The sequence below is a fragment of the Methanolobus vulcani genome, from assembly GCF_900100715.1.
GTDB lineage: Archaea > Halobacteriota > Methanosarcinia > Methanosarcinales > Methanosarcinaceae > Methanolobus > Methanolobus vulcani.
Map to the genome: position 1 here is coordinate 16,561 of NZ_FNCA01000003.1, position 25,571 is coordinate 42,131.

The following is a 25,571-nucleotide window of genomic DNA, read 5'->3' on the forward strand; positions in this document are numbered from 1 at the left end:
AAGATTAAAGCTGCTTTAATGCTCTTTTTTATATAGGTGCTATTATGAAAAGATCAATCGGAGCAAAGACACTGGCATACCCTACTCCCGCATGGCTTGTAGGAACTTATGACATGTTCGGAAAAGCAAATGCTATGACTGCCGCCTGGGCAGGAATATGTTGCTCAGACCCCCCATGTATCAGCGTATCCTTAAGAAAGGCGACATACAGTTATGCCAATATCATGGAAAAGGAAGCTTTCACCATTAACATTCCGTCTGAGAACTATGTCAAAGAAACGGATTATTTTGGAATCGCAAGTGGCAGGGATGAGGACAAGTTTGAAAAAATGGGACTTACACCTGTTAAGAGTGATGTCGTGTATGCACCATACATAGAAGAATTCCCTGTTGTTCTTGAATGCAAGCTGGTACAGAGCTTTGAACTTGGGCTTCATACTCAATTCATAGGTGAGATCATGGATATCAAAGCAGATGAATCTGTACTGGACGAAAAAGGAAATCCTGTGATCGAAAAGATAAAACCTATCATCTATTCACCTGAAAGAAGTTATTACGGACTTGGTGAGTTACTGGGTAAGGCATTTTCCATTGGCATGGAAGGAATAAAAAAGTAAGTTGATGGCTAATCGGTTCTGGAACATGGAACTTATTCCATGTATACCAGAGCTTTATTAGGACATATATTCACGCATTTCATACAAAGATCGCATTTTCCATGGTCAACATTAACAAAACCGTTGATCCTGTAAAGTGCCCCATTAGGACAAATATTCTCACATTTACCGCATTTGCGGCAACCTATTGAGACAATAAAACCATCTCTTTCTTCCATCAGAACAGATAAACGTTTGAATCTTAGATAAGCCTTAACCCTTTGAAGTAAAATATCCTTAAATACAAGCAGGTTATAGAAAGCCCTGATGAGTAAGGTCACACAGGGAGAGGCAGGTTCTTTCCATTCTTTTCTTTCAGAAGGTTGTAAGCTCTGTAAACAGGGAGCAAAGATGGTTCTCTTCATTACAGGAATCTGCCCAAAGGATTGTTTCTACTGCCCCGTATCTGAAGAAAGACGTGCAGACGTGACCTACGTGAACGAAAGAAAGGTTATTTCAGACCAGGATGTTGTTGACGAAGCATTACAGATGGATGCCTTGGGAACAGGAATTACCGGCGGTGAACCGCTCCTGAGAAAAGAGAAAGTTATTCATTATATCAGGCTCCTGAAAGATAATTTCGGGCATCAACATCATATTCACATGTACACATCCATGGCACCGGAGTTCGATACATTAAAAGAATTAGCAGATGCGGGTCTGGATGAGATAAGGTTCCATCCACCTGTGAAAGCATGGAATGAACTTGAGAGGACGGACTATGCAAATTCTATCAAATATGCCAAGGAATTGGGAATGGAAACGGGCATTGAGATTCCATCTATTGCTGGTGTGCAAAAAGTAGGACATTTTGCAAACAATATAGAATGTTTCCTGAACCTCAACGAACTGGAATTTTCAGACACTAACTCCGATGCTATGATAAAGCTGGGATACTCTCTGATCGATGATGTATCAAATGCAGTAGAAGGTTCTGAAAAGTTTGCCCGTGAAGTGGCAAAGGATTGTGAAAGAATTCATTTCTGCTCATCAAGTTATAAGGATGCAGTACAGCTTCGCAAAAGGCTCATACGGATTGCAGGAAATACGGCAAGACCTTTTGATGATATCGGCGAGGAAGGTACTGTTTATTACGGGAATATTGAATGCGCGGAGAATGACTTGGAATCTGTTTTAGAAGAACTGGTGCAGATGGAAGTTCAGGCAGACATGATGGAAACAAAATCTAAAGGTGTTGATCTTGCCTGGTGGATACTTGAAGAAATTGCAGAATCTATTAAGAAACCAGGTAGAAAATTGTACATTATAGAAAGATATCCTTTTGAAGAGGGACTAATTGTTGAGAAAATACCCTTGTGAAAGGCCAAAATATATATGTGAGAATGATATAGATGGTACAATTTTCATATACAATACAGGTTTTAAAGCTATTGCAAATAAATAGTTTTATAAGATAAAATAACATATTGAAGAAAGAGGTGTTTGTACTGGAAACGATTGAAGAGCGAGTAAGAGAAAGGCTTATAAAATATCTTAGTCGCGATGATACAGGTATACGTAAAGTAGTTCTGAAATTGTTCCTTAATGGTGGTAAATTCACTACAGGAGACGTGTACGAGCATCTTCATGATACAGATTTTGATGTGAGTTACAGAGGTGTTTCCGCAATGGTTGGCCTCATGAACACAAGACTTGGAATTCTGAGCATTGATGTTACCGGTGACCACAATATTTACTTACTTAAAGAAGATTACAGAGATATTGTCAGGAATGTACTTGATAACTACTAATTCCATCTCTTTTTTGTTTGATCATTTTTTCAAGTAGAAATTAAATGTGTATGGAAATTATTCTTACCTAACTTACGGGAGTGTCAAATATACTAAAAAACATACCCGGAATAGTCTATAAAGGATATGAACGTCTTCTAACTCAAGAAGTGAAGAGTGAGAAAGTCCCCCGACATGTAGCCATTATTATGGATGGTAACCGCAGGTATGCACGCAAACTCGGGCAGATCACTTCTTATGGACATGCCAGAGGTGCAGATGTAACTGAAAATGTTATGGAATGGGCCTGTAGTCTGGGTATTGAATATCTTACAATCTATGCATTTTCTACTGAGAATTTTAACAGGAATAATGATGAGAAAGATAAGCTTTTTGACCTTATCAGAGTGAAGTTCGATGAAATAGTAGTTGACGAAAGAACGCATGAAAGAAAAATGCGGGTTCATGCCATCGGTGATATTGATAAATTGCCAGAACCTCTTAAAGAATCAATTAAGAACGTAGAACTTGTAACATCAGAATATGATAGTTTTGTCCTCAACGTTGCTATTGCATATGGTGGCAGACAGGAAATCATCCAGGCAGTTAAAGAGATAGCTAGCAAAGTTGAAGCAGGAGATATAGAACCTGATGATATAAATGAAGATATGATCTCCAGTCATCTTTATCCTTCCGGGAATTCTGCTTTGCCTGACGTAGATCTTATTATTCGTACAGGAGGAGATGAAAGAGTATCCAATTTCCTCCCATGGCAAGCCAATGGAAATGAGTGTGCTGCTTATTTCTGTGCTCCATTCTGGCCGGAGTTCCGTAAGATAGATTTTCTTCGTTCTATTCGCGTATATCAGGCCCGTATGAGAGAAAAAAACCAGCATACCACCATACGCGCAGCACATTTCCTAAAAGCTCTTGGAAAAGCGGAAATTCAGGAAGTAAGAAAAGCTAAAATTGAAAAGATATAATTTAAAAAGTAAAAGAGTGAACTTTCCCGGTTGTATCACTTATTCCAGTTTGCAGTTTTACCATCCGGCTTAATGTTCTTTTTTTCATTTTCTTCTATATTTTCTATTGCGTTCCTACGTTCGTCTGCTGTTGTATTATTGACACGCAGCTCTTCTATTTCCTCTTCGTCCTTTGTAAATTTCTTATCCATGTTTACTCTCCACGACTTAAATTAGACATAACGCCCTTTAAAGGTGAGATGCTAAATTACATATATTTTTTCCTGGAAAAAAGGACTGTTATAATTGAAGAGGATTCGAAGAGTTACAAAATTAGAATTTGGTGCGGGAGGTGAGATTCGAACTCACGAACTCCTACGAGACTAGGCCCTCAACCTAGCGCCTTTGGCCTGGCTGGGCAACCCCCGCACAAGATATGCAGTTGAATTGTTAGTTTACAGGAAATTTGCCATTGACTTTATTCTTCTTTTAAGAAGAATTTGGTGCGGGAGGTGAGATTCGAACTCACGAACTCCTACGAGACTAGGCCCTCAACCTAGCGCCTTTGGCCTGGCTGGGCAACCCCCGCATCAAGTTGGATTTCCTATACTCAAATATAAATTATTAGGAGAGTAAATCTCCTAAAACCGTGTCAGAGGGACTCTAAAATCTCCCCTAACCGGCTGGCTTTCTCCTTAATAGTTGTTCCTGCATTTATAATTAACTGTTGAACCGTGTATGAACCATCAGATTCCATTGTAAAAATGAAAGAATTTTCATCTTCAGATACAGTTATTGCATCAATCTCGCAGACAGATGCACAAAGTTTGCAGAGAATACATTTCAGGATATCGTCACCGGATATTTCTGCACCGTTCGGACCAATGTGAATAATGTTCTTAGGACATTCGTTCACACATGCACCACATTCGTCACAGTCATTGAACGTGACTATTGGCATATTCTTGTAGCCGCACGCCACACCAGCTTGCCATTTTGCGTGTTTGTAACCATAATTCATATGAGCAATGGCCTCAAGCACAACCTTCTGGCCTTCCTTCAGATCAATGATAGGAATGTTCTGGTCAGCTGCCTGCACCCTCTCATCAGATGATACGAGATCTCCTGAATATACCATTCTCGGACCCTCTGCACTGAGTGTAAGGGAAACCTTACATGCAGGACATTCGGTACCGCCACAGGTGCACTCTTCTAAAGGTACGAACTCCTCAATGTCTGTTGTCAAAGGGATAAGGCCAAGCCTTAACGCTAACTGCTCGTCAAAGAGGACTGACGTATTGTTATAGATGTTCACATCATCAATAGCAAGAGTTGGTACGTCAGAGAGCGCCGCCCTTCTGACACCATTGGCAAATGCCGCACTTGCATTGGATAATATGAACTTTGCAGACCTCTCAGACAGTTCAAGTATGTCTACTTCCATTGTCATGAGTTCATATCCATCTTATTTAGTATTATGTTCTTCTACCGCCTTTTGGACGTGTACCGTCGTGTGGCACAGGTGTTACATCCTGTATCCTTCCGATCTTGATACCTGCCCTGGCAAATGCCCTGATAGCAGCCTGTGCTCCTGGACCTGGACTTCTCTGCTTGTTTCCACCAGGTGCACGCACCTTGATATGGATTCCTTCAATGCCCTTGTCCTTAAGAGTATCTGCAAGCTGGCTTGCCATCTGCATAGCAGTATAAGGTGAACTTTCATCACGTGCGGCCTTTACAACCATTCCACCAGATGATTTAGCGATGGTTTCTGCACCTGTGATGTCAGTTATGGTAATAATAGTGTTGTTGAATGAGCATTTTATGTGTGCTACACCCCAGATTCCGTTTGCTGCCATAGTATTACTCCTCCTTTCCGGCTACTGCTGAAGCGATCTGTGCAGGTCTTTCTGCATGGGACTCACTTGTCAGTGGTGAGTTACCATAGTAATCGATCTGCATCTCTTCTTCTTTAGAGATAAGCATACCTGGAACGGTTGCCTTCTGCCCATTGACAGCAATGTGACCGTGTGTGATGAACTGCCTTGCCTGCTTTGGAGTTCTGGCAAGTCCAAGTCTGTATACCTGAGTCTGAAGCCTGCGTTCAAGGATTGATTCAGTCTGAAGTGCAAGGATGTCATCGATGTTTGCATCGGATGGAAGGACTGAGAACCTAATAAGCCTTGCAAGGATCTGATCGGATTCTGTCTTGAGGTGACCGGAAAGTTCGGTTTCTGCAGATTCTGCAAGAATCCTACGAGCATCAGCTCTGTACCTTCTAAGAATACTGACTGCTTTCCAGAGTTCCTTCTTGTTACGGAGACCGTACTTCTTAAGGAGTTCTACTTCATTGGCCATCCTGGCAGCTTGCCATGGGTGTTTTGGAGTATCGTAACTCTTTCTCTTTTTACCTGGATATCCCATAAGATCACCTTATTTACTTTTTCTTGCTTACGCCAATGGTAGAGCCACGCCTTCCTGTGGACTTTGTTCTCTGACCTCTGACCTTAAGACCTCTCTCGTGCCTGAGACCACGGTAAGCCCTGACCTTCTTGAGGTTGTTCAGGTCTTCCCTGAGAGTCATAATGATGTCTTGACCAAGAAGATGCTTGTCGTCTCCTGTTAATGGGTCTTCACATCTGTTAAGCATCCAGGTTGGGATGTTCTTTTCAAAATTAGCAATAGCATCATCGAGCTTTGCAACATCCTCATCGGAAAGGTAACCGATTGTTTCTTTTGGGTTAATACCCGTACTATCAACAATAATTCTTGATGTCCTAAGTCCAATACCGCGAATACCAGTCAGCGCGTACATAACAGGCTGACTACCTTGAAGGTCAGTATTCATGATACGGACTAAGTGTCTTATTTCTTCATCTGCCATTAGTTCTTCCTCCTTAGGGACGCATGCGTCCTGTAGCCCCGAAACATAAGTTTCGACACACTCCGACATTACGGAGCAGGCAATTCTAAAGATTAATAGAATAACTTGCCTGTCTATACCATTGTTCTTATTTAACAGTATTCATGTCACAGAAAATAGTGAAACAGGTGAGCACTCAGTACTAGTTAATTACATAAATACTTTCCCGTGAAGTAAAATTACAAATAAATCTACTATACATGGGGCACTACAAACTGAAAAATCATCAAGATATAACAATGTACAAAAATGGTATAAGGACTGTATAGCAGCAACAGTACTGAATAAAAATACAGACCATGATTACGTATAAATACATAAAATTAGTAATTATAATATGGGAAACTTTCCCGAAAAACGGGAAAATCCGTACAATGTACGGAGGGGGTAAACAATGAAGAAAATACTAATTGTATTTGCAATGTGTGCACTGTTAGTAGGTGTTGCATCTGCTGAGCCCTATGATGCAAATATATGGAATGCGGCAGGAACGGCAGCAGCGCCGAATCCAATAGTCATTCATCCAGGAGAAACGCTCACATTTAGCTACCATGGAGTTAATTTTGCAGCTGACAATCAAGTACTTCCATACTATTCAGAGGTAGTGGCTGTAAGTGGAGGAGCTGTAGATACGGATATGACAGTGACCATTAGTAAAGCAAATTTTGAACCAGGAACTGCTGACCCATATACTGATGTAGGTGTAATTCAAATCACACTTGATGCAAATGCACCAGCAACTGGACAGTGGAGAGTTACCGTTGGAGCAGGAGAAGATGCAGTAACTAAAGATGTTGGTTCAGCAGCAAGAAATTTCCTAATTCCAGAGTTCCCAACAATTGCACTTCCTGTAGCTGCAATACTTGGACTGGCTTTCTTTATCCAGCGCCGTAAGCAAGAGTAAGCATCTGCTTGCTCATCATTACTTTTTTTACTGAATAGCAATCTATTGATTTGAAAAAGTAGAATGCATTTACACTTCGTATATCATCGTTTTGATAATACTTTGCCCAGGTCAAGTTCAAGTCCCTTCAACAATTCCTTTGCCACATGATCAGCAATCTTTTTGTTCAAGTTTTCTGAAGGATGTACCTGATCCAGAGTTTTGTTGCAGACTGGACAATCTATGCACTCAGCAAGTGCCATGCTATCATCCAATACATTAGAGATTGGAACACTTATTTCACTCTCGCATTCAGGACATGTAACAATAGTGGTGCCATCATCATTGACATCCATGTTTTCTTTTATGTAGAATACATTAACATCAGACATAATTATACCCTTATTTAAGTCTCAACATTATAGAATCCAAGATACTATAGATTATATAGATTAATAACTGGTGAACAACTCAACTGCAAATGATATCGTAATTTAGAAAAAGTGTGGCGCCGAGAGGGGGATTCGAACTCCCGAGGGGCGGATGCCCCACAAGCTTTCCAGGCTTGCGCCCTACCGCTAGACTATCTCGGCACACGAGTTTCATTATGTTTTTGCAGGCTTGCTGTGCCAGCCTTGCGCATAAGTGCCAGCATCCATTATTACTCTTTCGGTCGTAGCTATGATTCCATGCTCATTTTGAAGAATTTCCTCAGAACCCATTAGAGATTTACACAAAGCAACAGCCTCTCCTTTTAAACTAAAGAGGCAAACATCATTGCCTTTTTCAATATTGCTGTCTAAACTTAGAATTCCTGGCGCCGCAATTGCCGCACCACAACATATAGCCTCAATAGCACTGTCACGAATGATGATACGAGGAAGATGAGATAGACCTTCTTCCATTGGCCTGACAACCTTGCGCAGGAATGACTCATTACCATCCTCCTGCCAGAAAACATATGCATCCTTCAGTTCCTGAAGCGTTACTAGAGTATCTTCTCTGAAAGGACCGGTCTTTGTCCTGCGCAGTTCCTGCATGTGAGCTCCACAACCCAATGCAACACCTATATCATGACAAAGTTTGCGCATATATGTTCCTGCCTCACAGCCAACACGCATTAGAACTGATTTTTCTTTTACATCAAGAACTTCCAGATAATATATTTTTCTTACACGGACCGCCCGCTTTACTGCCGAAATAACAGGAGGCATCTGAAAAATAGATCCGGTGAACTGAGCACATACCTTGCGTACTTTTTTCTCAGGGACAGACTCATGCAATGTCATCAGACAGATATATTCTTTCCCTGAAAGACGCAGAGCTGCAACTGTTTTAGTTGCTTTGCCAAGCATGATAGGAAGCACACCTGTCACAATAGGATCGAGTGAACCTGAGTGACCGGCCTTGTTTAACTCCAGGATGTCCTTGACCCATGCGGTAACCTCGTGGCTTGTAGGACCTACTGGTTTATCAAGATTTACAACGCCCATCTCAATGTATTTTCTCATAGGGCGATCATATGGGGAACAACCGTAAAGAGAACTGGTTGTAGCCTCCGCTTTGTGAAGTAATTCACGTTTTTGTTCAGAAGGAAGAATACACTTATTCATAAAAATCGCCGGATATCCGATCAAACATCTGAATAATTATCAATTGCAACGGAAATAATACTTGTTATCTGGAACTGATCCCATTTCTGAGAGTCGATCACAAGATCGTAAACTGAAAGGTCGTTGATATCTATATCATATATAGACTTATACCTTATAGCTTCGGATGCTTCACGTTCAATTGTTTCAGCTAGCTTACCATCAAAAGAACTGCCTTCTCTGCTGACAATCCTTTCTACACGGATATCCACGGGAGCCTTTATCCAGACTTTTAATGCTTTTTCAGCCATATGCCCTGCAAGGCGCCCTTCAAGAATGATATTGTCTCGAGTAGAAGCAATATCTTTCTGACGCTCATCTATTTTCAGATCGATACTGTCATCGGATTCAGCAAGAGTACCAAATTCTGCTAAGGTCATTCCGTATTCTTTTGCAAGAGAACGGAAAACCTCACCTGCTGAGATCATTTCAAGTCCATATTTCTCAGAAAGTAAACGGGATACAGTGGTAGTACCACTTCCCGGAAGGCCGCTGATAGTCAGTAACACTTCAGACTCCACCAACATCCAGAGCCTTTCTTATCAATTGACTTACACCCAAAGAGACAATGAAATACCAGAAGATCCAATGCTGGAAAGGACCGATTGCAGGAGTGGTCAGTGCCTGCTCTCCCCAGAAAGGAAAAACAAGTGTAGCAAACTCAAGACTTTTTATATAGTGGTAAGCCCACATAAACAGTGGAAGAGAAATCACACTGATGTATGCCATGGGTTTGAACTGCTGCTTGGACATTTGCATTTGATCTTCCATCATCTCTTTACGCTCGTCTTCCATCTTCTTCATGAGAGCTGTATTGTTGGAAAGCTGTGCTTCCCTGAACTCTTTCTGAAATACCTTCATCTTTTCCTGGGTGTTGCGCATGAGATCCCAGTCAATTGTATATTTTTGGATGAGAGACGCATAAAGAGCTGTTATGGATGCCATAATGAACAGAACAATGTGAAGGTTATCAGTTCCCAAGACACCCACTACAGGATCCATGATAACACTCATTGCTGTTCCAAGGGAGTCCCTGAAATCCTGACCAAGTATCATTATTCCCAGCATAAGGGAAAGTCCAAAAGCTAGAAGAAACTGGTCCAGCTTTTTCTTGAATTGTTCTGTAACCAAGGGATAGCCTCTCTTAATTTTTTATTTGAATTGGTCCATTACCTTGCAAATATCTGCAAATACAGCATCTACTGCACCTGTACCATCTATGTTGACAAGAATACCTGCATCATCATAATAGTTGATGAGAGGTTTTGTCTTTTCATTATAGACAGAAAGTCTCTGGCGTATGACCTCTTCTTTGTCATCATCTCTCTGATAGAGTTCAGCACCACATGCATTACAAACTCCTTCCTTTTCAGGAGGATTGAACACAACATGATAGCTTTCACCACATGTGCAACTGCGTCGTCCACTGAGTCTTTTTACAAGCTCATCATCGCTTACCTCAATGTTAATTACAGCATCAAGAGGTTTGTTGATGTCAGAGAGAATCCCAGTGAGTGCATCTGCCTGAGGGATAGTCCTTGGATACCCATCAAGAAGATAACCTGTCTCACAGTCAGGCTCTGTAAGCCTGTTTCTAATAAGTCCGATAAGGACCTCGTCAGGGACAAGTTCACCCTTGTCCATATACTGTTTTGCTTTTAATCCCAATTCTGTTCCATCACGGACATTTGCTCTTAAAATGTCACCTGTGGATATATGAGGGATATTGTAATATTTTGATAATTCCTTTGCCTGGGTGCCTTTGCCAGCACCCGGTGGGCCAAATAATGCAATATTCATAATCAACACCTTTATTCTTGTCCGAAGAAGGATCTTATCATCGGATGCATTTCCATCATCTGTTCAGATGCTATATCCTCATACAGACGATATACGATACTCACCGCAAGCAAAAGTCCTGTACCACTTGTACTTCCCAAGGTACCAAGTAAACTTGCAATAAGTGTCAACAAACCTATGAAAGCACCACCGATAACAGTTACTTTTGGAATATATCTAATCATAACTTTCTCAATACTTCCAATGTTTCTTCTGAAACCCGGAATCTGCATACCGGAATTAAATATCTTCTGAGCTGTTGGTTTTGCACCCATGCCAGTGGTTTCGATCCAGAACAGTGCGAATATAATACCTCCGACTATAAGGAAAGTCGCATCAACAAATACGTGCAAAACGATCTGCCAGATTGCAGGCACTGGAGCACCATAACTTGTGAATGTCTCTCTTACCAGGGAAGGAATCCAATCATATGGACTGTGGATCGGTGCCAGATAGTACATAAGACCATTAATAGGCTTAGAACCACTAAACTCACCAAGGAAAGTAATTCCTTTACTGCTAAGCAGAAGACCTATCATCTGGATATTTGCCTGCAATGCCCTTACAAGGATCATTGGCAAGACTGAAGCATAAATAAGTTTGACAGGGAATTTACCCCTGGCACCCCTTACAGCACTGTGTGCCAGAGGGATCTCAATACGGGTACTTTCGACATAGACTACAAACAGGAAGATCATCACTGTACTTATCAATGCGAGAATTCCACCTCTTACCAACATAAAGGTAATACCATCACCTGAAAAGAGGTAGTCTGCTCCCACGTTCTGCACAATATAGATCCACTTAGGGAAGAGACCTGTTGGTAGACCACTGGAATCTGTGGCCCAATTAAACAGACCGGTTACTATTTGCTGGGAAACACCAGCCACGATGAAGAGACCGACACCTGAACCGATACCCCATTTTGATACAACTTCATCCATGAAGAGTACAAGGAGACCACCGATACAGATCTGTATGAATATGATAAAAGTGATTGCTCCAATACTTATTCCCAGAGTAGATGCAAGTGCTTGATCTGGCTGTATGTAACCTCCGGCTATCTGCGGCAGAGCCTCAAGTATTATCATTACAAAGACCATAAACTTCTGTGCACCCTGGAAGAATGCCTGGTCAGATGGATCGGACATGTCAAGCTTAATGACATCTGCACCAACCAAAAGTTGAAGGACGATGGATGCGGTAACAATAGGACCTATACCCAGAAGCATCAAAGAACCCGAAGCTCCGGCAAAAAACGCTCTATAGGATTCGAAAAGGTCAATCGAATCCGATGACAATCCAAACAGCGGTACATTTGCAAGTGCAAAATAGAGCACAAGAATTCCAAGCGTCCACATTAACTTATTTTTGAAATGGACATGCCCCTCTGGACTTGCAACCGCAGGCAATTTATTAAAAATTGGTTCCAAACTATCCTTAAGACTCATTAATTCCACCCTTGAATGGAAAAATCCATGCAAATTTAGGTAAAGTACACCTTAATGGATTTACACATTAATAAATATGCACCCTTTAATTTGCAATATTATAAAATAAAATAGGTAATGCCAGATGGCATTACTCTTCTATCTCAGCTTCTATCTCAGTGCAAGATCCACCTGCACCTTCTATCTTTTCTTTAGCACTGGCAGAGAATTCAGCTGCTGTGATTGCAAGCTTCTTTGAAACCTTGCCTGAACCAAGTACCTTGTCGATATCAAGAACTGCAAGGTCGATGACATAAGTGCCATCCTGAAGTTCTGCAAAACCATCTTCAACAAGCTGATCAGCAAGCTCATCAAGTTCACCGACGTTTACAATTGAAGCATCCTTCAATACCTTCAACGGACGTGTGAAACCTCTCTGGTGTCCACGGCAGTATCCGAGCAGTACTGCACGGGAGAAATGATGTTTATTCTCACCACTTCTGCCTCTACCACCACGGTTACCTGCACCACGTCTGTTCTTGGTTGTTCCACCACCACATGTGCGTGAACCTCTGAACTTCTTTGTGTTGGTTTTCTTAGATGTCATGGAATTACCTCATTTTCTTCAGTAATTTATTGATATCTTCGCCGTGGTTACCAAGTACACCGCCCTGCTGGACTGTTCTCTTGATACCTGCGTGACCTTTCCTTGGAGGATGGAGCCTGAATACAGGTTTCAGCTTTGGAACATCCTTAAGAGTTGCATTTCCATCACAGACTGCCTGTGCAAATGACTTGATTGAGTCAAAGTCAGAGTTTTCTGCCACGTACTCATCGGTAAGTCTTACGTCACCTTCAAGTCTTCCACGGTTTGCAAGCACCTCTGCGAGTGCATCTGCATTAATTACACCAAATGCAACGTAGTCCTTTACCTTCTGGATCATTCCTGAGTTGTGAGGATTGTCAGCAAGGAGAACACAGTGGTTTACTTTGTGCAGACGGAGCATCTTAAGAGTATCCTTAATATTACCCCTGACATTTACGTCACCACGTACCCTGATCAAAGCGTACATTTTAAGCCTCCTTCTTGCCACGGTTTGCAGGCATTCTTACAACACATGTGTTTTCCAGCGCGTTAAATGTAGCCTTTGCGAAGTTCAGGGTTGTCCTTGTAGTACCTTCGGTTCTTGTCCAGACATCTTTAATGCCTGCCTTCTCAAGAACTTTCCTTGCAGTATCTCCTGCAGCAAGACCAAGTCCACGTGGTGCTGGTTTAAGCTCTACCAGGACACTGCCGGCCTTTCCACGTACCTGTGAAGGAACTGTGTGCTCAAGACCGCATGCACATTCCCATGAACCGCATCCACGCTTTACCTTGATAATGTTGATCTTTGCATTGCTGATAGCCTTCCTGATAGCAGGTCCGACCTGAACATCCTTTGCCTGTCCAAGACCGACAAAGCCGTTTCCGTTACCAACAATAACTGTTGCTCTGAACTTTACACGACGTCCGGAGTCAGTCATTCTCTGGACCATGTTGATATCCAGAACCTCATCCTCAAGATCAGGTAAAAGGATATCGATAATCTGGGATTCCCTTATAGGGAGACCTGAATCGATTACCTCGTCCATGGAAGTGATCTGCCCTTCTTGAACGAGTTTTCCAAGTCTGGTTTGTGGAACCCATTCGTCTTCATATTCATATGCCATGTAATCACCTAATTGAACTCTGCAGAGATCTTTTCCTTAACTGCATCAAACAGCTCAGGCAGATTTGAGTCTTCCATGTACTCTGCTACGTGTTCTCCTCTTACTCTCTCATCTGAAGGAAGAACAGATGAGTCATGAGGAATCTCGAATCCTGCATCTACGATGCCTTTTAAGGTTGCATACACACGTGATCCAGAGGATGATGCCTGGAGTCCTATGTCAAGAACGCCGTAATCATATCCCTTGCTCAGTGCTCTGTAACCGAATAACAGTCCTGTAAGATACGCTGCTGTTGTGTTTCCTGTTGGAGCATCATATCCATACTTCTTAAGTTCTGTTGAAATTGCAGCTGAAAGAGTTACATCTCCTTCAGGTTTTGGAGCTACAAGCTGGACCTGCATGTGCCTTGAACTTTTGCGTACTACCACACGGTCCTCCTTTGAAAGGAGTAACCTGAGTCTCTGGTGGTAATCAGTACGCCCTTCTCTTCGTCGCCTGAATGCGACTTTATATTTGGGTCCTGTTGCCATGATTATTCCTCGTGCTTAATGAGCTTCTCTGACTCAAGGTGTGCTTTAAGGTGAGCTACACTGCGGTATTCTCCACCCTTTGCCTTGCGGTAAACCTTACAATAGGTTGACCTGTCAAGTGAGCCATCTTCACGCATCTGTTTAAGTTCCTTTCTCAGAGCACGGATCTTCTTCATCCACTGCTCCTTGCGAGGATTACGTGCGCCCTTCTTACCTTTTCTCTTACCATGTCCTTTACGGTGACCGTACTTGCGCTTTGCATCTCTTTCTCTTGCACGTCCACGGCTTACACCTTTTGCCTGGATTACCTTGATGCTACCTGCTTCAATGAGGTCACGGACATCAGCTCTTGTGATAGCTACCGCAATATCTTCAGCTGCTTCAGGGTCAAGCCAAACTCTGTTGACACCACAGCCCATAACCGCTGCAGCAATCCTCTTCTGGTTTGTCAGATCGGTCATCTTATTCACCTCTTGTTGGGTTAAGGACCTTTATGGAAAGTTCTGCGGCTTTAGCCTCGATGAGTGCCTTCTTTCTTCCGCCGACCTTTGCAGCGATTCTGATAGCCTCTGCCTCTGCGTTGACATTGTCAAGCTGTGAAACAGTACAAACGAGAACTTCTGCATATCCGGATGGGTGTAATCCCTTTACAGCAGCCGGGCTTCCGTAGCCTACCTGTGCCACAGCACCCTTTGCCTTGATGCCTCTGCGCTGTTTGCCCTGGATACCTCTTGGACGCCTCCAGTTATCATCCAGACGCTTGTACTTGTGACTGTCTGTCCTCTTGAACTGAGGTTTCTTGTGCTTCTGGATTTTTCTTACCTTAAAAAGGCGTTTTACTTTATCATCCATTCAAATCACCTACACTATCTTCTCTACAGTATATATTCCGTCCTGGAATACACGAGGGTCGAATCTCTTGATCCTTGTTGTCTGCTCGATGTTGGCAGCTGTCTGCCCTACATCTTCCTTGTTGTTACCTGTAACAACTACCTCGTCACCTGAAGCCTTTACTTTGGTCTCTCCGAGGATCTTGGCAGACCTTGGTTTTTTCTCTCCAAGGAAATTACCGATCATCAATCTGTCCCCTTCAACCTTAATCTGCATAGGGAAGTGAGAGTAAACGACCTTCATACGATATTCGAATCCCTCGGTGACACCCTTTACCATGTTAGTGATATGAGATGCGAAGGTACCAACCATTGCTTTCTGAGTCTTCTTCATGACTGTTGAGTCCACAATGACCTCTGAACCTACAACCTCTACCTTAACATCAGGGTACCAGAAGTTCCTTTCAATCTTGCCTTTTGGGCCTGTGACTGACAGGAGCCTGCCCTGCATTGTAACGGTCACACCTTCTGGGATTGTGATTGTTTTCTTTATTTCTTTTGCCATGTGACATCACATCCATCAGTACACATATGCAAGTAACTGTCCACCAACATTATTCTCACGGGCCTCGTACTGTGATATTACACCGTTAGATGTTGTAAGTATCAGTGTCCCGAAGTTCTTTGCAGGAAGGAACTGTTTTTCCCATCTCTCAAAGTCTGCAGCACCTACTGAATAACGTGGTTTGATAGCACCACACTTGTTGATCCTACCAATGAGTTCTACCTTGTAAATACCCGCCTTACCGTCTTCGATAAATTCGAATTCACCAACATAGCCACGGTCCTGCATTACTTTCAGTACAGTGCCTATGAGTTTTGATGCGGGTTTAATGATACAGGAATCCTTACCAATTGCCTCTGCGTTCTTGATTGTAGACAAAGCATCAGCGAGTGGATCTAATAATACCATTTCTTTCACCTCACGTATACTTTTCAAATCCCATATCGTGGGCAACTTCACGGAAGCAGTGTCTGCAAAGGTAAATACCGTATTTCCTTACAAGACCCTGTTTTCTTCCACATCTCTTGCATTCGCTTGCTCCTCTTCCAAAGCTCTTTGTGGTTTGTACCATTTATATTACCTCCACGGAATATGTGTCTTTGAAGAAAGCAATTGTATCCTCTTTTGTAATTCTGTGAGATGATGGGATCTTCCTCTTGACTATCCTTCTTTTACTGATCCTGTAACCTGGACGGTTTACAACAACATTGATATCCATTCCAAAGATACCGATGTTCGGATCGTATTTCATGCCTGGGAAGTCTGTATGTTCTTCAATACCGAAAGCAACGTTTCCGTACTTGTCGAACTGGGATGATCTGAGCTTGCTCTCTACAATATCAAGTGCTGTCTTAAGGAACTCTTCTGCCTGGTCAGATCTGAGTGTGACCTTGCATCCAATTGGTTCATTCTTCTTGATACCAAATGCTGGAAGAGTTCTCTTTGAATAAGTCCTTACAACGGTCTGACCGGTAATCTCACCAAGAATTCCCTCAGCATCTACAAGGTGCTGACCACTTTCGCCGACACCCATGTGAACAACGACCTTTTCAACTACAGGTGTTCTCATTGGATTACTCAACTGCCTCACCACCTAGTTTGATCTCAGGTTCCTTCTCGCCGATCACAACTACAAAGTCCTCGATTGTCTCGAACTCATAGTCGCCGGAGATTGAAACTGTGTTATGCCTGGAACTTTTTACTGTGTTGATCTCCTTGATGGTTCCTATCTCGCCAGTGTGTCTTCCACCTACGATCATAGCAAGGTTACCTACCTCATACTTGATATGCTTGACAATTGACTTGTCAGGCAGTGAGAGGATAAGTGAATCCTTTGTCTTGTAGTCGTTAGAACCTACAAGGTTTGTACCGTCATTAAGATTAAGCTGTACAGCTCCGCCTTTTAATACAGTCTTACCGCTGATCCTGCAAAGCTTGTTTGCATTTACATCTTCAAGCCTGTGAACCTCAAGTCTTCCCTTGCGGTCCAGAAGCATACGGTATGCTACATTTTCAAGAGGGATTGTAATTACATCCAAAAGACCTACAGGGAACCTGAGATCCTTTCTGATGACACCATCAACAAGCACATTACCTTCGGAAAGAACGCGCTTTGCTTCTGCACGAGTGTCTACTACACCCAGCATGTCTCTGAGAACTACACCCAGAGGAATGCTCTGCTGCTTGTTATGTGGACCTGGCCTTGTTGATGTGATCCATTTGTTGGATTTCTTTGATATCTGCCAGCTGTTAGGGACAGATATTCTTTTCTGATGTTTGCCCACAAAATCACCTGTTATTGATTACTTCTTCTCTGCGTTTGTCTTTCATATCGAGGGTTGTGATCATCACATTTGAAGGGTAGACCGGTCTTGCAACCTCAGTTCCATCTGCTTTGGAAACTGTAACACCTTCAACAACGATGGTTCCGTGCTTAAGGGAAATTGCCTCTACCTTACCGGTTGTCCCTGCATGGTCGCCACGCATAAGTTTTACTGTGTCGCCAACGATAACATTGGCACTACGGCGCCCATATTTATCACGGAGATCCTTAGAAAGAGGAGCACCCATATACTTCTGTTTGATGTGCAGAGGAGCGGTAAACCTTGCTTTTCTCTGTTTTCTTGGCTGATTTGATACCATTATTCACACCTCACATTACCATAGATGCAGTTGTACCGATCTTTGGATACCTTTCTGCAGCCTCTCTGGCAACAGGACCCTTAAAATCGGTTCCCTTTGGAATTCCATCCTTGTCAACAATGACTACTGCATTGTCTTCAAAGGAAACCCTCAGACCATCTGGACGGCGAAGCTCCTGCTTCTGACGTACAATCACTGCGAGGAGAATCTGTTTACGCATCTCCGGAGTTCCTTTCTTCACGGAAACTACGCACATATCGCCTACACCAGCCCTTGGGTGTCTGTTCTTAACACCTCTGTAGCCCTTTACAGAGATAATCTCAACTACACGTGCACCTGTGTTGTCCACACAGTCTATCTTAGCACCTGCGTTGAGTGCACGTGGAACGGTGGATCTTATACCCCTCATTCCTGTGCCTCCTCCTTATTAATGACTACATATGATTTTGTCTTACTAAGAGGTCTGCATTCTGCCACGGTTACAACATCTCCAACCTTTGCATCAATGCATGGAGGGTTGTGTGCGTGGATCTTGGATTGCCTCTTCTCGTATCTCTGATACTTTCTGATCAGCATTTCATGTTTACGCTGGATGACCACTGTCTTGTCCATTTTGTCGCTGACAACGGTCCCTACAAGAACCTGTCCGCGAACAGGGAGTTCTCCGTGGAAAGGACAATTGACATCATCGCACTCCTTTTCAGGAGCAGGGACATCCAATCCAATATCTTTAACCATGATTATTACCTCATGTGTACTTTTCTTATGTTCTTTGTTCTGTTCTCAGGTTGTGAGAGCAGAAGGTTTCCATTTACTTTGACATACCTCTCAGCATGTTTACCGGACAGATGGGCAGGTATCTGAAACACAAAGGTTGTACCGTTTTTTTGAACCATTTTCTCAGTTCTTTCCTTTGTTTGAATTATCAGCATATTCCTTGTTTCGTCGACCACTTTTCCACTTATGGCTTTTAGCGCAGAGTTTGAAGACACTGCAACTTCCACCTGTAATCCGATCAGTTCATGGAATACCAGATTTGAAGGAGTAATCTCCAAGTCAGATCTCCTTCATTTCCCTCTGGACGGTCTTTATCCTTGCAACGGTTTTCCTGAGTTCCCCAATCCTTCCGGGGTTGTCAGGAGCACCACCTGCAGATGAAAGAGCACGCTCGCGAATAAGCTCATCTCTCATCTTTTCAAGTTCGTCCATTCTTTCTTCCGGGGACATATCCCTGATCTCGTTCATGTGAAGAATTGCCATTAATTATCCCTCCTTATGAACACGTGCGACAGGGTGCCAGTAGTCATAGCCTTCATGCTTGTGCTGCCATACACCGTCAACCAGCCTACGCTGTTCATCTCCGAGATCCTCTACCGGAATTGAATCATCAGATTCAGATGCCTCTTCTGCACAGGATTCTTCCTCAACTTCCTCAGCTGAAGCTTCTTCTGTGACTCCTGCTTCTGCAGCCTCTTCGGCAACTTCCACTGCTTCCTCTTCGTCTGCAACCTCACCTTCTGATTCCTTGCCAACAAGTTCTGTAACATCAGCCTTTACAGCTTCTGGTGCAGCTGTTTCTATGACCTCGTCCACAACATCGGTTCTGATATCAAAAGCATCAGGAAGTACAACTCCTGGAGAAATGATCCTTACTTTACATCCAAGGGTTCCCAGCTTCTTGACAGCTACTGCGAATCCCTCATCAACCATATCTTCAGCAGGTTTTCCAGCGTGCTTGATGTATCCGTCAACGAGTTTTTCAACCCTTGACCTTGCACCTGTCAATTTACCTGAAATAACGATCTCACAGCCCAGTGCACCGGAGTTCATAATAGCCCTAAGGGTATTATGACCAGCTTTTCTGAAATACCAGCCTCTTTCAATGGAAGAAGCAAGGCGGCTTGCCATCATCTGAGCATTAAGTTCCGGCTTTCTGACTTCCTGTGCATCAATTTGTGGATTGTCAATGTCGTACATCCTATCAATATCACGTGTCAGCTTACGGATAACCTTACCAGCTTTACCAATGACCATGCCTGGCTTCTCAGCATATACAGTGATCTGGGTTCCCATAGGAGTACGGTTGATCTCCATTCCACCGTAACCTGCTTTGCTGAGCTGTTTTGCGAAATATTCGTTCATTGAAGCTTTTACGTATCCTTCCTGAACGAATTTCTTTTCTATTGCCATTAGCGCACCTCATTCAAAATAATCTCAACGTTTACAGTCTCTGTGTTACTTGGACTGCCGCGTCCGCGTGCTCTTGGTCTCATACCATGGATCACACGTCCGCGTTTTGCAGCAGTATGTACAATGTACATGTGCTCAGGGTCAAGTCCCTTGTATTCGGCATTGCTTCTGGCATTTTCCAGTATTTTAAGGAATGCTTCAGCAACCTTTACAGGATACCTGCCAGTTGCCATTGGACCTTTTCTGTGACCTGAACCATCACAGTGCCTCTTGAAAGGTACTGCCTGTTTCATAATCACTACATCTTCAAGGTACTTCTGGGCAACACTTGTACGCATGCCTTTGATCGCTTTACAGAGTTCACGTGACTTTTTCGGAGAGATGTGAAGCTCAGCACCCATTGCCTTTGAGCTTGACGCAGGGTCTATTTCAATTGAATATCCAATTCTTGCCATCTATCTCACCTTACTTAAGTGGCACGAACTTGCTTGAACGGGTTGCTCCTACACCAGCGCTACCGTGGGAAACCTTTGGTCTGGTTGGTGCAAATTCTCCGAACCTGTGTCCGATCATTTCCGGCTGTATCTCAAATGCCACAAATGACTTACCGTTGTATACTTCTACGTTCTTGCCGACCATATCAGGGAAGATAATGATATCCCTGTAATGAGTCTTCAAGTTGTCTTTACCATCTTTGAGCTTCTGGACAACATCCTTCCTACCTTCTGTGTAGCCCCTCTTAAGAGTACGGCGTTCACGTGCAGGAAGCATACTGATAAACTCATCCATATCCAGAGCCTGGAGTTCTGCTACCGTCTTTCCACGGTAGGTATATTCACCTTTTCGTTTTGGTAATCTTGATGATGATTTCTTTGCCATGTATTAGCCTCCGGTTAACGCTTTCCGGTCCTGCGTGCTGCTATCTGACCTACCTTACGTCCAGGAGGTGCATTCCTTCCAACTGTTGTTGGCTTACCAGGATGCTTGCGGTTACCTCCACCGAACGGGTGGTCAATGGCGTTCATAGCAATACCTGATACACGAGGATACTTTGCAGCTCTTGTCTTCATCTTGTGGTACTTCTTACCTGCCTTGAGGAAAGGTCTATCTACCCTTCCACCACCAGCAACAATACCGATTGTTGCACGGCATTTAGGATTTAACCACTTCATTTCACCTGATGGCATCTGGACAACTGTCTTACCACGGTCGTGGGAAACAACAGTTGCATAGGTACCTGATGCACGTGCGAAGTGTCCGCCATCATTTGGCTTGGACTCAATGTTACAGACTGGAATACCTTCCGGGATCTCTGCAAGAGGCAGGATGTTACCGGGTTTGATCTCAGCTGAAATTCCGCAGGCGATCTTCTCACCAACTGCTATACCTTCAGGAGCAAGGATAAGGCGCTCTTCACCATTCTCAAAAGATACTTTGACGATTGGTGCTGAACGAGCCGTATCGTGTGTAATCTCGATAACTGTACCGTACAATGTGCCTTCTTCATCGACACGTGGGTGTTTAAGTGCAGCTTTGTACTTGTGTGATGGAGCCCTGTATGTTGGAGATCCGCGACCTCTGTTCTGTGATATGATTCTCTTTGTCATTTACGTCCACCTCACATCAGGCCAATTCTGGTTGCGATCTCGTGAGCTGCATCGATTCCTTCGAAAGTTACCACAGCTTTCTTAAGACCTTTCATTGTGCTCATTGTGCAGACAGATGATACAGGGAACCCATACATCTTCATTACATCGGCCTTGATCTGCTTTTTGTTTGCGCGGGAATCAACAATAAACTGAAGTTTGTTGTCTTCCAGCAGCATCATTGCTTTTTCAGTAATAAACGGATATTTGATGACGCTCATTCGAACATCCCTCCAAGTGAAGAGATTGCAGATTCTGTCCAGACTGTCAGCCTACCTGCATGTGTACCTGGTGCGAGAACTTCAGCGCTCAGTGAATCGACTGAAACTACATCCACGCCTGCAAGGTTCTTTGCAGATTTCATGATAGGACTGTCGCATGTTGCAACTATAAGAAGACTCTTCTTGTTCTTGAATCTCCTTCCTCTGAGCTTACCCTTTCCTGCACGAATGTTCCTTCCGTCCTTTGCACGGAGTACATCATCGTAAAGACCTGCATTCTGAAGGAAGCTTACTACATCCCTGGTCTTTTCAACGTTCTCAAATTCATTTGCAGCGACAAGAGGAAGCTGAGCTTCGAACCTGTGGCCACGTGCCTTTACAAGATCTGCATCGCATGTTGCAGCAATTGCCGAGCGGATGGCCATACGTCTTTCCTTCTTGTTGACCTTTTCAGTTCTGTCTGCTTCAGGCTTTGGTGGGTGTGCCCTCCTACCGCCTACTGCTTGAGGAATTCTTGCTGCACGACTGCCATTTGCAATCCTTGGGAGCTGTGCTACGCCTCTTCCTGAACCCCAGGAGCGTGCAGACGTATCCATACCGGAGTACATCCTCGGACCATATGGCTGGTACCTGTTACCCTGAGCTGCGAGAACTGCTCTTTTAATAAGGTCTGGTCTGTATACTTCATCGAACACAGCAGGAAGTTCAACTTCACCCTTTGTGTTTCCTGATAAATCTATAATATTTGCTGTAACCATTCAGTTCACCCCTGCTTGGACTGTGTGCTTACGTGAACGATCTCCGGTTCACCCATAGCAGGTACCTTGGACCTCATCGGATCTCTAAGCCTTACAAGCCTCTTTGAAGGACCTGGAATGCTGCCTTTGATGAGGATGTATTCACCGCGTACAAGACCGTAGTTAAGGAAACCGCCGGCTGGAGTGATCTCATCTCCATTTTCGCCTACCTTAAGGATACGCTTGTTGTATTCGGTTCTCTGGTGGTAACCCATCTGACCCATTTGTGGAACTGTCCATCTGACAATGGAAGGATGGAACGGACCGAGAGTACCTATCTGTCTGAGGCTTCCCTGACGTGAGTGCTTGTTCTTAGCCAGATTAATACCCCATCTCTTTACAGGACCCTGAGTACCCTTACCGGTTGTGATAGCTGCTACGTCAACAAATTCGCCTTCATTGAATACATCAGTAATTTTGATCTCTGCACCAAGCACGGATTTTGCGTACTCGAGCTTTGCCTTTACATCAGAACCACTTACTGCTGTTTCCATAATATCAGCGTTCTTCTTTGGAACACCTGTAAGCTTCTTTGGTAAAGTGTATGTGATTACCTTAACGTCCGTAACCTTACCTTCATCAACAAGACTTTCGAGCTTACCAAGAGCCTCTTCAGTGTTTGACTCTTTTGGAAGTGCAATTGTCTTCCCAAGACCCTCATCAAGATCAGCTGCCCATGCTTCAGAAAGCGCCTTCTCACCGTGTGTGGATTTCCCGTAAGCACGAATTGCAGCAACACGAACAGCCGGAGTTTCTACAACAGTTACAGGAACTGATATCTCCATACCTTCTGTGAGGCTGTTCTTTGTGTCATCTATCATTACCACATGAGTCATACCTACCTTATAGCCTGCAAAATCCTGGAGCTTTGGTTCTCCAGCTGCCTCTGGCCATGAGTTAAACCTTGGTACGTGGCTTTTTGCTCTTACGCGTGGACTGAAAGCGAGTGATCCTCGTTTTGGTCTATGTCCTTTTGCCATTATTATTCTCCTAATTTACACATTTTCTTCTTGGCAGGTCTATGCAATTTTGCATAGGCCAATTTACGCGAGAAAGTCAGGCAGGAACCGAAAACAATCAGGAAAAAGACTAGATAAGGCGGACTCCACGTATTCATATGATACGCATTCAACGCCAAACCTGTACAATATTCCAGTCATCACCGGACCTTCGTAGCCCAAAGGAACTACTGAGGGGTCATCTCGAAAAGATTTAAACATCCCAGTATTTTAACACCTTATGTGTAAGCGGGCATTCTTGAAGAGGCCCAATTATACTTCATGTTAAATCCGACTTTTTCGCACTGTAATCTTAATACATGCAGAATTACATATTCCTATGTAATCTACGCTGCGCCATTAAAGGAACATATTATATATAAAACCTTTGCAAGAAAACAGATAAAAATACAAAGGCTATAGATTATTGAAAACATACTATTGTTCAATAGGAAATTGATTATTCTGATCGTATATCAATGCTATGTACAATCCACAAAAAGAACAATTCAAATTGTTTTACCGAATTTCACATGATAAAGTTGATGAAGTGAGTTCAGAATAATATTGCATGTATAGATTATATATACATAAAGTTCATCAGAGAAACAACATATAATAACAAATTACCATTCACAATAGAAATAAAATAAGGAGTTAAAAAGTGGAAATCAAAAAAGCTGTGATACCTGTTGCAGGAATGGGCACAAGATTCCTGCCTGCTACAAAATCCATGCCAAAAGAGATGCTACCTATAATTGACATACCAGTGATCCATTACGTTGTAGAAGAAGCAATAGCATCCGGAATTGACGACATTATATTCATCACAGGTAGAAGTAAACGTTCTATCGAAGATTATTTTGACGACTCACCCGAACTTGAGAACCACCTTCGCCAGAAAAATAATGAGAAGCTCCTGAAAGTCGTACAGGATATATCTTCTATGGTAGATATACACTATATCCGCCAGAAAGAACCCAAGGGACTTGGAGATGCAATCCTAACTGCCAAGAAACACATAAATGAAGAACCATTTGCTGTTCTCCTTGGTGACGACATAATAGTAAATAAAAAACCATGTACAAAACAGCTTATTGATAATTTCATGAAATATGGCCGTTCGACTATTGCAGTGGAAGAGGTCCCTATGGAAAAAACCGGAAGTTACGGAATTATCAAGGGACAGCCACTGGACGATTCACTCTACATTCTAGAAGATATAATAGAGAAGCCATCTCCACAGGAAGCACCTTCAAACATTGGTGCAATCGGAAGATACGTATTCACACCTGAAATACTGGATTGCATAAAACAGACCGACAGAGGAGTAGGCAATGAGATCCAGCTAACCGATGGGATACGTCTTCTAAATGAAGAACAAAAAGTCTATGCTTACAAGTTCACGGGTAAAAGATATGACACCGGTGACAAAGTAGAATACGTAAAAGCAGTGATTGACTTTGCCCTGAATAAAGAAGATATGAGAGAACAAATAAAAGAGCACATCACAGGTATCAACCTGTGACCTTTTTTATATAGTGTATCATATCCTGCCACTCTGTTCACAGCATGCACAGTATAATATATTAGGTAAGGACGTAAGTTCACAACACACAACTCATTGTGAACTTCGTTTAACAACTTTTCTCACAGTCCTTCCCCTGAAATTCACACCACCTACAAGAAGAACGCCAGGTCTGCGTTTGATAAGTTCAGAATAATCACCATCGAATGTGGCAATTATAGTCTTATTTGCAATAACGTCTACTCGACCACCTATACTTACAAGGGCTTTTAGTATCCCTTCTATCTGAGAAGGAGTTGCATTGTCTGCAACCCTTACAAGATGTGTTTCAACTGGCAT

Annotated in this window: 42 protein-coding genes and 3 tRNA genes; 6 read left to right on the plus strand and 39 right to left on the minus strand. The window is 43.0% G+C overall.

The window, feature by feature from the left end:
• Window positions 1-44: 44 nt before the first annotated feature.
• On the plus strand, window positions 45-617 hold the full coding sequence (locus BLP52_RS04905) for a flavin reductase family protein (RefSeq protein WP_091709247.1): 573 nt from the start codon (window positions 45-47) through the stop codon (window positions 615-617).
• 32 nt (window positions 618-649) lie between these two features.
• Here BLP52_RS04905 and BLP52_RS04910 read toward each other — a convergent pair whose 3' ends face one another.
• On the minus strand, window positions 650-835 hold the full coding sequence (locus tag BLP52_RS04910) for a 4Fe-4S binding protein (protein ID WP_091709664.1): 186 nt from the start codon (window positions 833-835) through the stop codon (window positions 650-652).
• An 88-nt stretch (window positions 836-923) separates the two neighbouring features.
• On the opposite strand from BLP52_RS04910, the gene BLP52_RS04915 reads away from it, so the two are divergent.
• The 3 genes from BLP52_RS04915 (at window position 924) to uppS (ending at window position 3,369) form a co-directional block, all read left to right on the plus strand.
• Window positions 924-1,976 (plus strand): radical SAM protein, encoded by a 1,053-nt coding sequence (locus BLP52_RS04915; protein WP_091709248.1) that lies wholly within the window; start codon window positions 924-926, stop codon window positions 1,974-1,976.
• 107 nt (window positions 1,977-2,083) lie between these two features.
• Complete coding sequence (locus BLP52_RS04920) at window positions 2,084-2,407, plus strand: DUF2551 domain-containing protein (RefSeq protein ID WP_238380731.1); 324 nt, start codon at window positions 2,084-2,086, stop codon at window positions 2,405-2,407.
• 80 nt (window positions 2,408-2,487) lie between these two features.
• Window positions 2,488-3,369: a polyprenyl diphosphate synthase gene (gene uppS / locus BLP52_RS04925; protein WP_338011369.1), complete on the plus strand. Its 882-nt coding sequence runs from the start codon at window positions 2,488-2,490 to the stop codon at window positions 3,367-3,369.
• Window positions 3,370-3,404: 35 nt separating this feature from the next.
• Here uppS and BLP52_RS14315 read toward each other — a convergent pair whose 3' ends face one another.
• From BLP52_RS14315 to BLP52_RS04955, 7 genes are all read right to left on the minus strand, one after another.
• Window positions 3,405-3,560, minus strand: a complete 156-nt coding sequence (locus tag BLP52_RS14315) for a hypothetical protein (RefSeq protein WP_154717791.1) — start codon at window positions 3,558-3,560, stop codon at window positions 3,405-3,407.
• 129 nt (window positions 3,561-3,689) lie between these two features.
• A tRNA-Leu gene (locus tag BLP52_RS04930) sits at window positions 3,690-3,777 on the minus strand.
• Window positions 3,778-3,849: 72 nt separating this feature from the next.
• A tRNA-Leu gene (locus tag BLP52_RS04935) sits at window positions 3,850-3,937 on the minus strand.
• Window positions 3,938-4,000: 63 nt separating this feature from the next.
• Window positions 4,001-4,798 (minus strand): DNA-directed RNA polymerase subunit D, encoded by a 798-nt coding sequence (locus BLP52_RS04940; protein WP_091709250.1) that lies wholly within the window; start codon window positions 4,796-4,798, stop codon window positions 4,001-4,003.
• A gap of 25 nt (window positions 4,799-4,823) precedes the next feature.
• Entirely contained in the window at window positions 4,824-5,207 is a 384-nt protein-coding gene (locus tag BLP52_RS04945) for a 30S ribosomal protein S11 (protein ID WP_091709252.1), read from the minus strand.
• A 4-nt stretch (window positions 5,208-5,211) separates the two neighbouring features.
• Window positions 5,212-5,772: a 30S ribosomal protein S4 gene (locus tag BLP52_RS04950; protein WP_091709254.1), complete on the minus strand. Its 561-nt coding sequence runs from the start codon at window positions 5,770-5,772 to the stop codon at window positions 5,212-5,214.
• 13 nt (window positions 5,773-5,785) lie between these two features.
• Window positions 5,786-6,232, minus strand: coding sequence for a 30S ribosomal protein S13 (locus tag BLP52_RS04955; protein WP_091709256.1), 447 nt, complete (start codon window positions 6,230-6,232; stop codon window positions 5,786-5,788).
• Between the two features lie 433 nt (window positions 6,233-6,665).
• On the opposite strand from BLP52_RS04955, the gene BLP52_RS04960 reads away from it, so the two are divergent.
• Window positions 6,666-7,175, plus strand: coding sequence for a PEF-CTERM sorting domain-containing protein (locus BLP52_RS04960; RefSeq protein ID WP_091709258.1), 510 nt, complete (start codon window positions 6,666-6,668; stop codon window positions 7,173-7,175).
• Between the two features lie 83 nt (window positions 7,176-7,258).
• Here the strand turns inward: BLP52_RS04960 and BLP52_RS04965 are convergent, their stop codons facing one another.
• From BLP52_RS04965 to rpl3p, 30 genes are all read right to left on the minus strand, one after another.
• Window positions 7,259-7,546, minus strand: coding sequence for a hypothetical protein (locus BLP52_RS04965; protein WP_091709260.1), 288 nt, complete (start codon window positions 7,544-7,546; stop codon window positions 7,259-7,261).
• 114 nt (window positions 7,547-7,660) lie between these two features.
• Window positions 7,661-7,747: transfer RNA gene (locus tag BLP52_RS04970), tRNA-Ser, on the minus strand.
• 12 nt (window positions 7,748-7,759) lie between these two features.
• Window positions 7,760-8,767: an RNA-guided pseudouridylation complex pseudouridine synthase subunit Cbf5 gene (locus BLP52_RS04975; RefSeq protein WP_091709667.1), complete on the minus strand. Its 1,008-nt coding sequence runs from the start codon at window positions 8,765-8,767 to the stop codon at window positions 7,760-7,762.
• Between the two features lie 20 nt (window positions 8,768-8,787).
• Entirely contained in the window at window positions 8,788-9,315 is a 528-nt protein-coding gene (cmk, locus tag BLP52_RS04980; RefSeq protein ID WP_091709261.1) for a (d)CMP kinase, read from the minus strand.
• 1 nt (window position 9,316) lies between these two features.
• The gene (locus BLP52_RS04985) at window positions 9,317-9,937 is read right to left on the minus strand and encodes a DUF106 domain-containing protein (protein WP_091709263.1); all 621 of its coding nucleotides are present in this window, start codon (window positions 9,935-9,937) and stop codon (window positions 9,317-9,319) included.
• A gap of 21 nt (window positions 9,938-9,958) precedes the next feature.
• A complete protein-coding gene (locus tag BLP52_RS04990) occupies window positions 9,959-10,606 on the minus strand; it encodes an adenylate kinase (RefSeq protein ID WP_091709265.1) in 648 nt (215 codons plus the stop codon).
• A gap of 11 nt (window positions 10,607-10,617) precedes the next feature.
• Window positions 10,618-12,096, minus strand: coding sequence for a preprotein translocase subunit SecY (gene secY / locus BLP52_RS04995; protein WP_091709266.1), 1,479 nt, complete (start codon window positions 12,094-12,096; stop codon window positions 10,618-10,620).
• 130 nt (window positions 12,097-12,226) lie between these two features.
• Window positions 12,227-12,682 carry an uL15m family ribosomal protein gene (locus BLP52_RS05000; RefSeq protein WP_091709267.1) on the minus strand — a complete coding sequence of 152 codons (456 nt, stop codon included), beginning with the start codon at window positions 12,680-12,682 and terminating at the stop codon, window positions 12,227-12,229.
• 4 nt (window positions 12,683-12,686) lie between these two features.
• On the minus strand, window positions 12,687-13,148 hold the full coding sequence (locus BLP52_RS05005) for a 50S ribosomal protein L30 (protein WP_091709269.1): 462 nt from the start codon (window positions 13,146-13,148) through the stop codon (window positions 12,687-12,689).
• 1 nt (window position 13,149) lies between these two features.
• A complete protein-coding gene (locus BLP52_RS05010; protein WP_091709270.1) occupies window positions 13,150-13,785 on the minus strand; it encodes a 30S ribosomal protein S5 in 636 nt (211 codons plus the stop codon).
• A gap of 8 nt (window positions 13,786-13,793) precedes the next feature.
• Window positions 13,794-14,315: a 50S ribosomal protein L18 gene (locus BLP52_RS05015; RefSeq protein ID WP_091709272.1), complete on the minus strand. Its 522-nt coding sequence runs from the start codon at window positions 14,313-14,315 to the stop codon at window positions 13,794-13,796.
• 2 nt (window positions 14,316-14,317) lie between these two features.
• Window positions 14,318-14,776 (minus strand): 50S ribosomal protein L19e, encoded by a 459-nt coding sequence (locus BLP52_RS05020; RefSeq protein ID WP_091709274.1) that lies wholly within the window; start codon window positions 14,774-14,776, stop codon window positions 14,318-14,320.
• A 1-nt stretch (window position 14,777) separates the two neighbouring features.
• Window positions 14,778-15,167 carry a 50S ribosomal protein L32e gene (locus BLP52_RS05025; protein WP_091709275.1) on the minus strand — a complete coding sequence of 130 codons (390 nt, stop codon included), beginning with the start codon at window positions 15,165-15,167 and terminating at the stop codon, window positions 14,778-14,780.
• Window positions 15,168-15,176: 9 nt separating this feature from the next.
• Window positions 15,177-15,710 carry a 50S ribosomal protein L6 gene (locus BLP52_RS05030; protein WP_091709277.1) on the minus strand — a complete coding sequence of 178 codons (534 nt, stop codon included), beginning with the start codon at window positions 15,708-15,710 and terminating at the stop codon, window positions 15,177-15,179.
• 15 nt (window positions 15,711-15,725) lie between these two features.
• Window positions 15,726-16,118, minus strand: a complete 393-nt coding sequence (locus tag BLP52_RS05035) for a 30S ribosomal protein S8 (RefSeq protein WP_091709279.1) — start codon at window positions 16,116-16,118, stop codon at window positions 15,726-15,728.
• A 10-nt stretch (window positions 16,119-16,128) separates the two neighbouring features.
• Entirely contained in the window at window positions 16,129-16,281 is a 153-nt protein-coding gene (locus BLP52_RS05040) for a 30S ribosomal protein S14 (protein ID WP_091709280.1), read from the minus strand.
• A complete protein-coding gene (locus tag BLP52_RS05045) occupies window positions 16,282-16,779 on the minus strand; it encodes a 50S ribosomal protein L5 (protein WP_091709668.1) in 498 nt (165 codons plus the stop codon).
• A gap of 4 nt (window positions 16,780-16,783) precedes the next feature.
• A complete protein-coding gene (locus BLP52_RS05050) occupies window positions 16,784-17,494 on the minus strand; it encodes a 30S ribosomal protein S4e (RefSeq protein WP_091709283.1) in 711 nt (236 codons plus the stop codon).
• A gap of 4 nt (window positions 17,495-17,498) precedes the next feature.
• A complete protein-coding gene (rplX, locus tag BLP52_RS05055) occupies window positions 17,499-17,852 on the minus strand; it encodes a 50S ribosomal protein L24 (protein WP_091709285.1) in 354 nt (117 codons plus the stop codon).
• A 10-nt stretch (window positions 17,853-17,862) separates the two neighbouring features.
• A complete protein-coding gene (locus tag BLP52_RS05060) occupies window positions 17,863-18,261 on the minus strand; it encodes a 50S ribosomal protein L14 (protein ID WP_091709287.1) in 399 nt (132 codons plus the stop codon).
• Window positions 18,258-18,590 (minus strand): 30S ribosomal protein S17, encoded by a 333-nt coding sequence (locus BLP52_RS05065; RefSeq protein ID WP_091709288.1) that lies wholly within the window; start codon window positions 18,588-18,590, stop codon window positions 18,258-18,260. The genes BLP52_RS05060 and BLP52_RS05065 overlap by 4 nt, the downstream gene beginning before the upstream one ends.
• A gap of 5 nt (window positions 18,591-18,595) precedes the next feature.
• Complete coding sequence (rnp1, locus tag BLP52_RS05070; RefSeq protein ID WP_091709290.1) at window positions 18,596-18,907, minus strand: ribonuclease P protein component 1; 312 nt, start codon at window positions 18,905-18,907, stop codon at window positions 18,596-18,598.
• Between the two features lies 1 nt (window position 18,908).
• Complete coding sequence (rpmC, locus tag BLP52_RS05075; RefSeq protein ID WP_091709291.1) at window positions 18,909-19,112, minus strand: 50S ribosomal protein L29; 204 nt, start codon at window positions 19,110-19,112, stop codon at window positions 18,909-18,911.
• A 3-nt stretch (window positions 19,113-19,115) separates the two neighbouring features.
• Window positions 19,116-20,042: a 30S ribosomal protein S3 gene (locus BLP52_RS05080; RefSeq protein ID WP_091709293.1), complete on the minus strand. Its 927-nt coding sequence runs from the start codon at window positions 20,040-20,042 to the stop codon at window positions 19,116-19,118.
• Window positions 20,042-20,497: a 50S ribosomal protein L22 gene (locus BLP52_RS05085; protein WP_091709294.1), complete on the minus strand. Its 456-nt coding sequence runs from the start codon at window positions 20,495-20,497 to the stop codon at window positions 20,042-20,044. Before BLP52_RS05085 ends, BLP52_RS05080 begins: the two co-directional genes overlap by 1 nt.
• A 10-nt stretch (window positions 20,498-20,507) precedes the next feature.
• Window positions 20,508-20,921 carry a 30S ribosomal protein S19 gene (locus BLP52_RS05090; protein ID WP_091709296.1) on the minus strand — a complete coding sequence of 138 codons (414 nt, stop codon included), beginning with the start codon at window positions 20,919-20,921 and terminating at the stop codon, window positions 20,508-20,510.
• Between the two features lie 14 nt (window positions 20,922-20,935).
• Window positions 20,936-21,649 (minus strand): 50S ribosomal protein L2, encoded by a 714-nt coding sequence (locus tag BLP52_RS05095; protein ID WP_091709298.1) that lies wholly within the window; start codon window positions 21,647-21,649, stop codon window positions 20,936-20,938.
• An 11-nt stretch (window positions 21,650-21,660) separates the two neighbouring features.
• Entirely contained in the window at window positions 21,661-21,909 is a 249-nt protein-coding gene (locus tag BLP52_RS05100; RefSeq protein ID WP_091709300.1) for a 50S ribosomal protein L23, read from the minus strand.
• Window positions 21,906-22,667: a 50S ribosomal protein L4 gene (gene rpl4p / locus BLP52_RS05105; protein WP_091709301.1), complete on the minus strand. Its 762-nt coding sequence runs from the start codon at window positions 22,665-22,667 to the stop codon at window positions 21,906-21,908. The genes BLP52_RS05100 and rpl4p overlap by 4 nt, the downstream gene beginning before the upstream one ends.
• Before the next feature lie 5 nt (window positions 22,668-22,672).
• On the minus strand, window positions 22,673-23,686 hold the full coding sequence (rpl3p, locus tag BLP52_RS05110) for a 50S ribosomal protein L3 (protein ID WP_091709303.1): 1,014 nt from the start codon (window positions 23,684-23,686) through the stop codon (window positions 22,673-22,675).
• A gap of 682 nt (window positions 23,687-24,368) precedes the next feature.
• On the opposite strand from rpl3p, the gene galU reads away from it, so the two are divergent.
• Window positions 24,369-25,232 carry a UTP--glucose-1-phosphate uridylyltransferase GalU gene (gene galU / locus BLP52_RS05115; RefSeq protein ID WP_091709305.1) on the plus strand — a complete coding sequence of 288 codons (864 nt, stop codon included), beginning with the start codon at window positions 24,369-24,371 and terminating at the stop codon, window positions 25,230-25,232.
• A 93-nt stretch (window positions 25,233-25,325) separates the two neighbouring features.
• On the opposite strand, the gene BLP52_RS05120 is transcribed toward galU, so the two are convergent.
• The gene (locus tag BLP52_RS05120) at window positions 25,326-25,571 is read right to left on the minus strand and encodes a hypothetical protein (protein ID WP_091709306.1); all 246 of its coding nucleotides are present in this window, start codon (window positions 25,569-25,571) and stop codon (window positions 25,326-25,328) included.